This is a genomic window from Lonsdalea britannica (assembly GCF_946477055.1).
Lineage (GTDB): Bacteria > Pseudomonadota > Gammaproteobacteria > Enterobacterales > Enterobacteriaceae > Lonsdalea > Lonsdalea britannica_A.
Map to the genome: position 1 here is coordinate 1 of NZ_CAMKXG010000146.1, position 8,934 is coordinate 8,934.

Here is an 8,934-nt window from a genome sequence, read left to right on the forward strand (position 1 = left end):
CTTTTGGCTTTTGGCTTTTGGCTTTTGGCTTTTGGCTTTTGGCTTTTGGCTTTTGGCTTTTGCAGCGTTGCGGTCAAGCGGTCAAACGGTCAAACGGTCAAACGGTCAAACAACATTATCTGTTCAGGCGTGGCCGCTGCTTTTGAATTCGCGAAGAAAGCTGCCCCACTTACGCTCATAAAATGGCGTGGTGTGCTTGATCATGTAATGGCTAATGCCCGGCTCGTTGTCGGCAACGACGCAAAGGTCAATCGGGCGATCGTCCGGCAGCGTGTCGCTGGCAACAGTGCCCGCAGCCTGAATGATCGCCTCAACGTCTTCATCCACGTCAATGCCGACCAACAGATGTGGTTGCTCCTCGTCCGGCTCTTTAATTTGCACCAGAAACGCACGGCGCACGGCGGGATATTTTGCAAACAGCTGGGTCAGGGAGTCGATCATCTGCGCAGGCATTTCTGCGGGCTGCCCAATGAGGACCTGAGTGTCCTCCTCGATTACCTTTTTCGTCACGAGTCCGGTGCCTTCTCCCGCCAGCAGGTGTTCCACCTCCTGCGGCAAAAACTCCTTACCGTAAGGCAGTTTAGGATTTAGGAACAACACAGCGCCCTGAGTCAGCTCAAACAGCGCACGCGCAGGGAGCGCCAGGAAGGACTGTTCTTCGGTGATGGCTGACTGTAAAGCCGCCAGAGAAGAGAAGAAGGGGATCGCGGAACTGCCATCCGGTTTCTCCCAATGCTGAAGATGCACATGGCTCCCGGCCTGAAGCGTCTGCTCGCCAAAGGTGGTATCGCCGTCGCTGTTTCCCAGAACATAGACCGTGGCCGTCATGAGCTCGTTGAAAAACTCGGGCCGGTGCGCAGGCTCCGTCGCAGCGCGCATCAGCGCCTCTTCCAGTGTGTTTTGTGGTGAAAATTCCATCGTGTTCCTCAACGCTCTCAGCCCTGCGCGCGCTTTCAACTACTAACTACGCAAGGCCTGTTGTTATGCTCGCGCGGCGTCACCGCGCGTGGTTCATTGCGGGTGTAAACTTACCCGCCATCGCTCATTCAGCTGGCTTTGCTCAGCAGGAAGTCCGCCAGCGTACGGACGCCCAGTCCGGTCGCGCCCGCAGACCACTGATCGACCGCGCCTTTACGGTAAGTCGCCGAACAGTCGATATGGAGCCACCCTTTCTGGTAGTTCTCCACAAAGTGAGACAGGAAGGCCGCCGCCGTGCTGGCGCCCGCCGAATGCGCTGGACTCGCGATGTTATTCAGTTCAGCGAAGTTGGACGGCAGTTGCTGACGGTGGAACTCCTCCAGCGGCAAACGCCAGAAAGGTTCGCTCTCGCGTCCGGCACTGGTGAGTAAATCTCCAACCAAGGCATCATCAAAACTGAACAGCGCATGATAGTCGTTACCCAGCGCCATTTTCGCGGCACCGGTCAGCGTAGCGCAGTCGATAATCCACTGTGGTTTCTGGGCGGATGCATCGATCAGGCCGTCGGCCAGCACCAAGCGTCCTTCCGCGTCCGTGTTCATCACTTCCACGGTTTTGCCGTTGCGATAGCTGATGATGTCGCCCAGTCGGAATGCGTTGCCGCTCACCATGTTGTCGGCGCAGCACAGGTACAGTTTGACGCGCTGGTTCAGCCCACGCGCCGCGGCCATGGCCAGCGCTCCGGTCACCAGCGCGGCGCCTCCCATATCGGACTTCATCGAATCCATAAAGCTGCTGGGTTTCAGGCTATAGCCGCCGGTATCGAATGTAATACCTTTACCGACCAGACAGGCCATCACTGGCGCATCGGGATTACCGGTCGGATTGTAGTCAAGCGCCAGCAACACCGGCTGGCGTTCGGAGCCGCGTCCGACGGTATACAGGCCGGAATAGTTCTGCTGACGCAGATCTTCACCTTTGGTAATGCGATAAGATACCGCGTCGCAGTTGACGGAACACAGCAGATCCACCGCACGGGTTGCCAGCTGCTCCGGCCCCAGCGCTTCCGCTGGCAAGTTGATCGTATCGCGCACCCAATCGACGATTTTCAGGCGGCGATCCAGTTCCTGCTGTGCAGCCTCATCTAATTCCGCCCACTCGACGGTGCGCTTGCCTTTCGGCCCCCGGTAACCCTGCCAAAAGGCCCAACTGCTTTCGAGATCCCATCCTTCGCCTTCCAGCTTGACGCATTTGATGCCCTGGCCGTCAATTTTACGGCCGGCGCGCTGGATGATCGCCAGCGGTTTGTCGCCGGTCAGATGGATAGTGAACCCTTGTTCGCCAGAGGTTAGCGTTGCTTTTTCGCCCCAGCGAGCATCGGCTGGCTGGTGGGACAAGGTAATTGGCATAGCTTCGGTTGTCATAATCACGTTCCCTATTGCGCATTTCTTTAATCAGGCCGATCAAGCCATGAAGAAGAGAAATCGGCCGCCGTGAAGGCGCGCCTATCGTGCTGGTTATTCAGCTTTTATCCAACCAGAGAACCGCGTTTCTTTAAACCTATTTAGGTCACGGTTCGGTGGCCGATCGTTAAATCATCCCGAGGCACTTTCCGTCATGCCGATGGGTCGTTCCTGAAGGAGTCGGTAGACGATGTCGACCGCCGATCCTCGCGTGAATCCGTCTCACAGTACCGGCTTACGGAGCAAAGCCAGTGCGTGTATCAATATAGTGTAACGTGGCGTTTTTAGGCCCCACGCTCCGTATTTGCTCGCAGTGTCGTCTCAACGTTTCCAAACACCGCCCTCTTCGCTGCGCCCGTCGAGCACTGATGGCCATAGTAAGGCAGATTTATGACTCATTTTGCAGACCTTACGCACAGCGGCAAAAAAACTCGAGCCAAGATACCATATATGCCGCCGATGGCTGGCGTCACTCGTCAGAAGAGAATTTCCAAAACAGGAAAAATCCCAGAGGTATAGGCCACTGGAGCGCGAGAAAAATAGGAGTTCGGGCCGAGGAGTGGATAAGCCGCGAAGGCGATGCAGCGTTTAACGCGCCTCAACTCAGCGTTCATCCAAATTCGCGGAAGGGTAACCACTGCATAGAAAGGCGCGTTGAGTGCGGCGTTGACCGCACTGAATCGCCCGGTCAACCACGCCTGTTCGGCTTATAGAAAAGCGTCAGAGTTGAGGCGCGCCTGCAACGCGGCTGCTCTTGGTGCTCTGTTTGAAGGTTTTCCAGTCAGGAGAAACGCTACGCAATCGGTCAACGGCTTTATGCACCTGCTCGATGGCGTAATCCACTTCCTCTTCCGTGCTGAAACGCCCTAGCGAAAAACGAATTGAACTCAGCGCGAGCGTTTCGTTGACTTTCAGCGCCCGCAGCACATAGGACGGCTCCAGACTAGCGGAAGTACAGGCTGAACCGGAGGAGACCGCCAGATCTTTCAGCGCCATCAGCAACGATTCGCCCTCGACGTAGTTAAAGCTGACGTTCAGAAGATTGGGGATGCTGTTTGACAGGTCGCCATTCAGGTAGATTTCTTCGATATCCCGAATGCCGTTCCACAGCCGATCGCGCAGGGTGCCAAGCCGCGCAGATTCAGCGTCCATTTCCTCTGCCGCGATGCGATAGGCTTCGCCCATACCGACGATCTGATGCACCGGCAGCGTACCGGAACGCATGCCGCGCTCGTGTCCGCCGCCGTGCATCTGAGCGTCAATGCGCACACGGGGATTGCGGCGAACGAACAGAGCGCCGATGCCTTTCGGGCCATAAATTTTATGACCGGAGAACGACATCAGATCGACCTTGAGCTGACCAAGGTCAATCGGTAATTTGCCGACGCTCTGCGTGGCATCAACATGGTAGATCACGCCACGACGATGGCACAGTTCGCCGATAGCGGCGATATCCTGCACCACGCCAACTTCGTTGTTGGCATGCATGATGGAAACCAGAATCGTATCATCGCGAAAAGCGGCTTCCAGCTCGTTCATGTCGATGATGCCGTTGCGCATAGGCGTTAGATAAGTGACGTCAAACCCTTCACGTTCCAGCTGGTGACAAGGGTCCAAAACCGCTTTGTGTTCGGTGACGCAGGTAATGATGTGCTTACCCTTTTCCTGATGAACGCTGGCGGCGCCTTTAATCGCCAGATTGTCCGCTTCCGTGGCGCCCGACGTGAAGATGATTTCACGAGGGTCCGCGCCTACCAAATCGGCAATCTGGTTGCGGGCGACGTCTACCGCCTCTTCCGCCTGCCAGCCGTAACGATGCGAACGGGACGCGGCATTGCCGAACGTACCGTCCATCGTCAGGCACTTCATCATTTTTTCAGCCACGCGCGGATCAACCGGCGTCGTCGCTGAATAATCCAGATAAATGGGTAACTTCATTGCTCATTAACTCCGTACTTCACATCAAAACGTACTCTGCGTTTTGTTTATAGTCGGGCGCTCCTGCCCGTACCCCTTGGGGCCAACGCCATGCGTTGTCAGCACCTCTCCCGGAAATGATTAAGCGCGCAGGTTGACGTTAATCGTTTCCTGCGTACGACCGGTAGAGGTACGGCGCGTGTCGGCATCCTGACGGTCGGCAACATCAAGAATATCTTTGTTGTTGACCAGTTCACCCAGGGTAATGTTGTTCAGGAAATCGGTGATTCGATCGCTCAGATCGCGCCACAGCGTATGGGTCAGACAGCGATCGCCGCCCTGGCAGCCTTCACGCCCCTGGCAACGAGTCGCATCGACCGACTCATCAACGGCGGAGATCACTGCGCCGACAGCGATGTCATTGGCGTCTCTACCCAACAGATAACCGCCGCCCGGACCACGCACGCTGGAAACCAGACCGTTTTTACGCAAGCGGGAGAACAGTTGTTCAAGATACGAAAGCGAAATGCCCTGACGTTCAGAGATATCGGCCAGAGGAACAGGGCCTTCCTGAGAATGCAGCGCCACATCAAGCATGGCGGTAACAGCATAACGGCCTTTAGATGTCAGTCTCATATCAATGGTATCCGTAGAGTAAACCCGTGTTTCAAAGCACAGGGAGGGTCGAAATGTGACATTAGTCTGTCATTCCCGAGTATTTCAGTCAAGTATTTATCCTAGTAAATTACTCAACTATTACTCGCTACTCACCGGTCATTTTTATGGATAGAACTGAGGATGCCACGCAGTATATTCAGCTCCTGACTTTCCGGGCGCGCACGAGTAAACAGCCTACGCAGCTTACTCATAACCTGCCCCTGATGCGCCTGGCGGATAAACCCGGTTTCCACCAAAGTGGATTCCAGATGCTGATAAAAGCGTTCCAGATCGTCCACCAACGGATACGGGGTTTCTTCATGTTCAGGCGTATCCATCTGTTCGTTATCCAAGTGCGCGACACGGATTTCGTAAGACAGAATCTGCACCGCCATCGCCAGATTCAGCGAGCTGTATTCCGGGTTTGCCGGGATCGCCACATGATAATGACATTTCTGTAGTTCATCATTGGTCAACCCAACGCGCTCACGGCCAAACACGATGGCGACCGGCGCATGACGCGACGCTTGCGCGCTGCGGACGCCACACTCGCGGGGCTCCAGCATCGGCCACGGCAGCGTGCGCGAACGTGCGCTGGTCCCGATAACCAGGCTGCAACCTTCCAGCGCCTGATCCAGATTTTCAACCAGCGTCGCATTCCCGATGACGTCGCTCGCGCCAGCGGAAAGCGCGATCGCCTGTGAATCAGGTTTAACCAGCGGATTAACCAGATAAAGATTGCTCAACCCCATGGTTTTCATCGCCCTTGCGGCCGATCCCATGTTGCCGGTGTGGGACGTTTCCACCAGGACAATGCGTATATTTTCTAACATGCTGACTCAATAGTGCGAAAAAGGAAATGCGGACTATGTTAACACAATCTTCGCTATTTTCTCTTTTGCTGGTATACTGCGCGCCGATTTCTGTTCTTTAACATTCTTGTGGACGATACCATGCATCCGATGCTGAACATTGCCGTGCGCGCCGCGCGTAAAGGCGGTAACTTAATTGCCAAAAACTATGAAACGCCTGACGCCGTCGAGGCGAGCCAGAAAGGCAGTAACGATTTTGTCACCAATGTCGATCGGGATGCAGAGCGCCTGATTATTGAAATCATTCGCAAATCATACCCTCAGCACACCATCATCAGTGAAGAGTGCGGAGAACTGGTCGGAGAAGACCAGGATATTCAATGGATTATCGATCCCCTGGATGGCACTTCCAACTTTATCAAACGTCTGCCGCACTTCGCGGTTTCTATCGCTGTTCGCATCAAAGGCCGCACCGAAGTTTCGGTAGTTTACGATCCGATGCGTAATGAGCTGTTCACCGCCACTCGCGGTCAGGGCGCTCAGCTGAACGGCTACCGTCTGCGCAGCAGCAACGCTCGCGATCTCGACGGCACCATCCTCGCTACCGGCTTCCCGTTCAAGCACAAACAGCATTCCGCCAGCTACTTCCGCATGATGGAAGGTCTGTTCGGTCTGTGCGCGGACTTCCGCCGCACCGGTTCCGCCGCGCTGGATCTGGCTTATGTCGCCGCTGGCCGCGTGGATGGCTTCTTCGAAATCGGCCTGAAACCGTGGGACTTCGCCGGCGGCGAACTGCTGGTACGTGAAGCAGGCGGTATCGTGACCGACTTCGTCGGCGGCCACAATTACCTGACGACTGGCAACATCGTCGCCGGTAACCCGCGCGTAGTAAAATCTCTGTTGTCTAACGTCCGAGACAACCTGAGTGATGCATTGAAACGTTAAGTTTCTGCCGGTTAGTCGACTTCGGTCGGCTAACTGCCGTTTTCCCTATTCCTATTGTGGCTTCGCGCCATTTCCCCCTGATTTATCAATCGCCTTACGCCCCTCTTATCCCTCATCACGCGTGGTAAAATGCGAGCAATATCTCATACCGCACGCCTTATTTACGCCCTGATATCAAATCCCCTACCTTATATATCTTCACCCGTTTGCCGTGATGACGAGTGCCCGTTGTTCAGAACACGCAAGAAAAAATGCTGATATTGTCCGTAGGTTTCATCGCAGACCGCAAACCTGATGCGGTAGCGCTTCTAAGGTCTTATCACCGTGATGCAATATCGCCCATAACCCAGCCCCAACGCCGACTCAATACCCAAAGCAGGATTTTCTGCACTTTTGTTATCCAGATCCCGATCGCATCAGCCTTCGCTAACTTTTGTTTTTTAACTTTTTTGTTGGTTGAAAGTCCGCCTGATTACATATGATAATAATTATTAAACTCATTTTAAGGACGGAGTGCAGTCGCGTTATGTTCATCAACCTATTTCGACACGTTTTGCTGGTCGCCGCACTGACGGCTTCCTTGAGCAGCCATGCCACACAGTATCCTGTCACGGTGACCGATCTCGACGGGAAAAACGTCACGCTCAAGCAAGAGCCTCGGCGTATTGTTTTGCAGGATGGCCGCGACATCATGGCGATAGCGCTGTTGGATCGCGAAAATCCATTCCAGCGGTTGGTGGCCTGGAATAACCTGCCCAGAACATCCGACACCGCGACGTGGAATATGCTGAAAGGCAAATGGCCGCAGGCGGCATCCATTCTTGAAATGGGATTCAGCGACAAAGGCGATATCGAGCTGGAAAGCGTACTGGCGCAACGGCCGGACCTGATGATCGCGCAGATGCGCGCCAAGCCCTCGCTGACCGACAACGGCATACTCGCCAAACTGCACACGCTTGGCGTTCCGGTCATTTTCATCGATTTTGAAATCGCGCCCGTCAAAAATACGACGGAGAGCATTGCCCTGCTGGGACGCGTGCTTAACCGCGAAGACAACGCGAAAGCCTATACGGATTTCTATCGCCAACATCTCGCCGCTATTCAACAGCGAACCGCCGCCATCACGCCGAAAGCCAATGTGTTTGTCGAGGCGCTGGCCGGACGTTCTGAATCCTGCTGCTTCAGCCATGCTCATAACGGTTGGGGCGGGTTGGTCGAAGCCGTCGGCGCGCGAAATATCGGCTCGGAACTGCTTCCCGGCGCCTATGGCTACGTTTCGCTGGAAAAGCTCATCAGCATGAGTCCGGATGTATACATCATGACCGGCTCTAAGCGCGGCGACGGCACCAGCCCGCTGTTGCAGCTCGGTTATGGCGCGGACAAAGCGACTCTCGATGCCAGAGGCAGTCAGCTGCTCAGCCGCACCGGCGTGGCGCAAATTCCGGCCGTGCAGAAAAAACACGCATTCGGCCTCTACCACCATTTCTATAATCACCCGTACAATGTGGTTGGTATGGAATATCTGGCTAAGGCAATCTACCCTCAGCAGTTCAGCGACCTGAACCCGGACGCGTCCTACCACGACATTATTCGCCGCTTTACCACGTTGCCCGATAGCGAATTTATTTTTTCCTGGAAACAGGCTGAGTAACTTTCATGACTGTTACGACCGAATCGACTCACCACGGCAGCCCCGCTGCCGAAAATCGCATGATGCATCGCTATCAGCATATCGTCCGACATCGCCTGCTAATGATGGCCATTTTGGCAATGGCGATCATCGCTTCGCTGCTGTTGGACTTTGTACTCGGCCCCTCGGGCCTGCCGCTGAAAACACTGTGGCAAACGCTGACCGACCCCGCCGCGGCCGATGCCGGTATTCGCGTCATCGTCTGGGATATCCGCCTGCCCTATGCGCTGATGGCGGTCGTCGTCGGTCTGGCGCTGGGGCTAGCGGGTGCGGAAATGCAGACCATCCTCAATAACCCGCTCGCCAGCCCCTTCACGTTGGGCGTCTCCTCGGCCGCCGCTTTCGGCGCGGCACTGGCTATCGTGCTCGGTATCGGCATTCCCGGTATTCCGGCCCAGTGGTTTATTTCCGCTAACGCGTTCCTGTTCGCGCTGCTGGCCGCGCTGTTGCTTGATGCCATCACCCGCTGGACGCAGGTCGCCACGTCAGGCGTCGTGCTCTTCGGCATCGCGCTCGTCTTCACCTTCAACGC

At 55.4% G+C, this 8,934-nt stretch carries 8 protein-coding genes; 3 read left to right on the plus strand and 5 right to left on the minus strand.

Annotation, left to right across the window (positions count from 1 at the left end; genetic code table 11):
• Nucleotides 1-123: 123 nt before the first annotated feature.
• The 5 genes from sseB to trmJ form a co-directional block, all read right to left on the minus strand.
• Nucleotides 124-918 carry an enhanced serine sensitivity protein SseB gene (gene sseB, locus Q7O77_RS10920; protein WP_304166911.1) on the minus strand — a complete coding sequence of 265 codons (795 nt, stop codon included), beginning with the start codon at nt 916-918 and terminating at the stop codon, nt 124-126.
• 128 nt (nt 919-1,046) lie between these two features.
• The gene (gene pepB, locus Q7O77_RS10925) at nt 1,047-2,342 is read right to left on the minus strand and encodes an aminopeptidase PepB (RefSeq protein ID WP_304166914.1); all 1,296 of its coding nucleotides are present in this window, start codon (nt 2,340-2,342) and stop codon (nt 1,047-1,049) included.
• A 759-nt stretch (nt 2,343-3,101) separates the two neighbouring features.
• Nucleotides 3,102-4,319, minus strand: a complete 1,218-nt coding sequence (locus Q7O77_RS10930; protein WP_304166917.1) for an IscS subfamily cysteine desulfurase — start codon at nt 4,317-4,319, stop codon at nt 3,102-3,104.
• A gap of 120 nt (nt 4,320-4,439) precedes the next feature.
• Nucleotides 4,440-4,934, minus strand: coding sequence for a Fe-S cluster assembly transcriptional regulator IscR (gene iscR / locus Q7O77_RS10935; protein WP_026738381.1), 495 nt, complete (start codon nt 4,932-4,934; stop codon nt 4,440-4,442).
• Nucleotides 4,935-5,065: 131 nt separating this feature from the next.
• Nucleotides 5,066-5,788: a tRNA (cytosine(32)/uridine(32)-2'-O)-methyltransferase TrmJ gene (gene trmJ / locus Q7O77_RS10940; RefSeq protein WP_085652733.1), complete on the minus strand. Its 723-nt coding sequence runs from the start codon at nt 5,786-5,788 to the stop codon at nt 5,066-5,068.
• A 120-nt stretch (nt 5,789-5,908) separates the two neighbouring features.
• On the opposite strand from trmJ, the gene suhB reads away from it, so the two are divergent.
• The 3 genes from suhB to Q7O77_RS10955 all read left to right on the plus strand — a co-directional run.
• A complete protein-coding gene (suhB, locus tag Q7O77_RS10945) occupies nt 5,909-6,712 on the plus strand; it encodes an inositol-1-monophosphatase (RefSeq protein ID WP_304166921.1) in 804 nt (267 codons plus the stop codon).
• Nucleotides 6,713-7,238: 526 nt separating this feature from the next.
• Nucleotides 7,239-8,363, plus strand: a complete 1,125-nt coding sequence (locus Q7O77_RS10950; protein WP_304166925.1) for an ABC transporter substrate-binding protein — start codon at nt 7,239-7,241, stop codon at nt 8,361-8,363.
• Nucleotides 8,364-8,422: 59 nt separating this feature from the next.
• Nucleotides 8,423-8,934: iron chelate uptake ABC transporter family permease subunit (locus tag Q7O77_RS10955; RefSeq protein ID WP_304166927.1), on the plus strand; the 512-nt coding region annotated here is incomplete at its 3' end.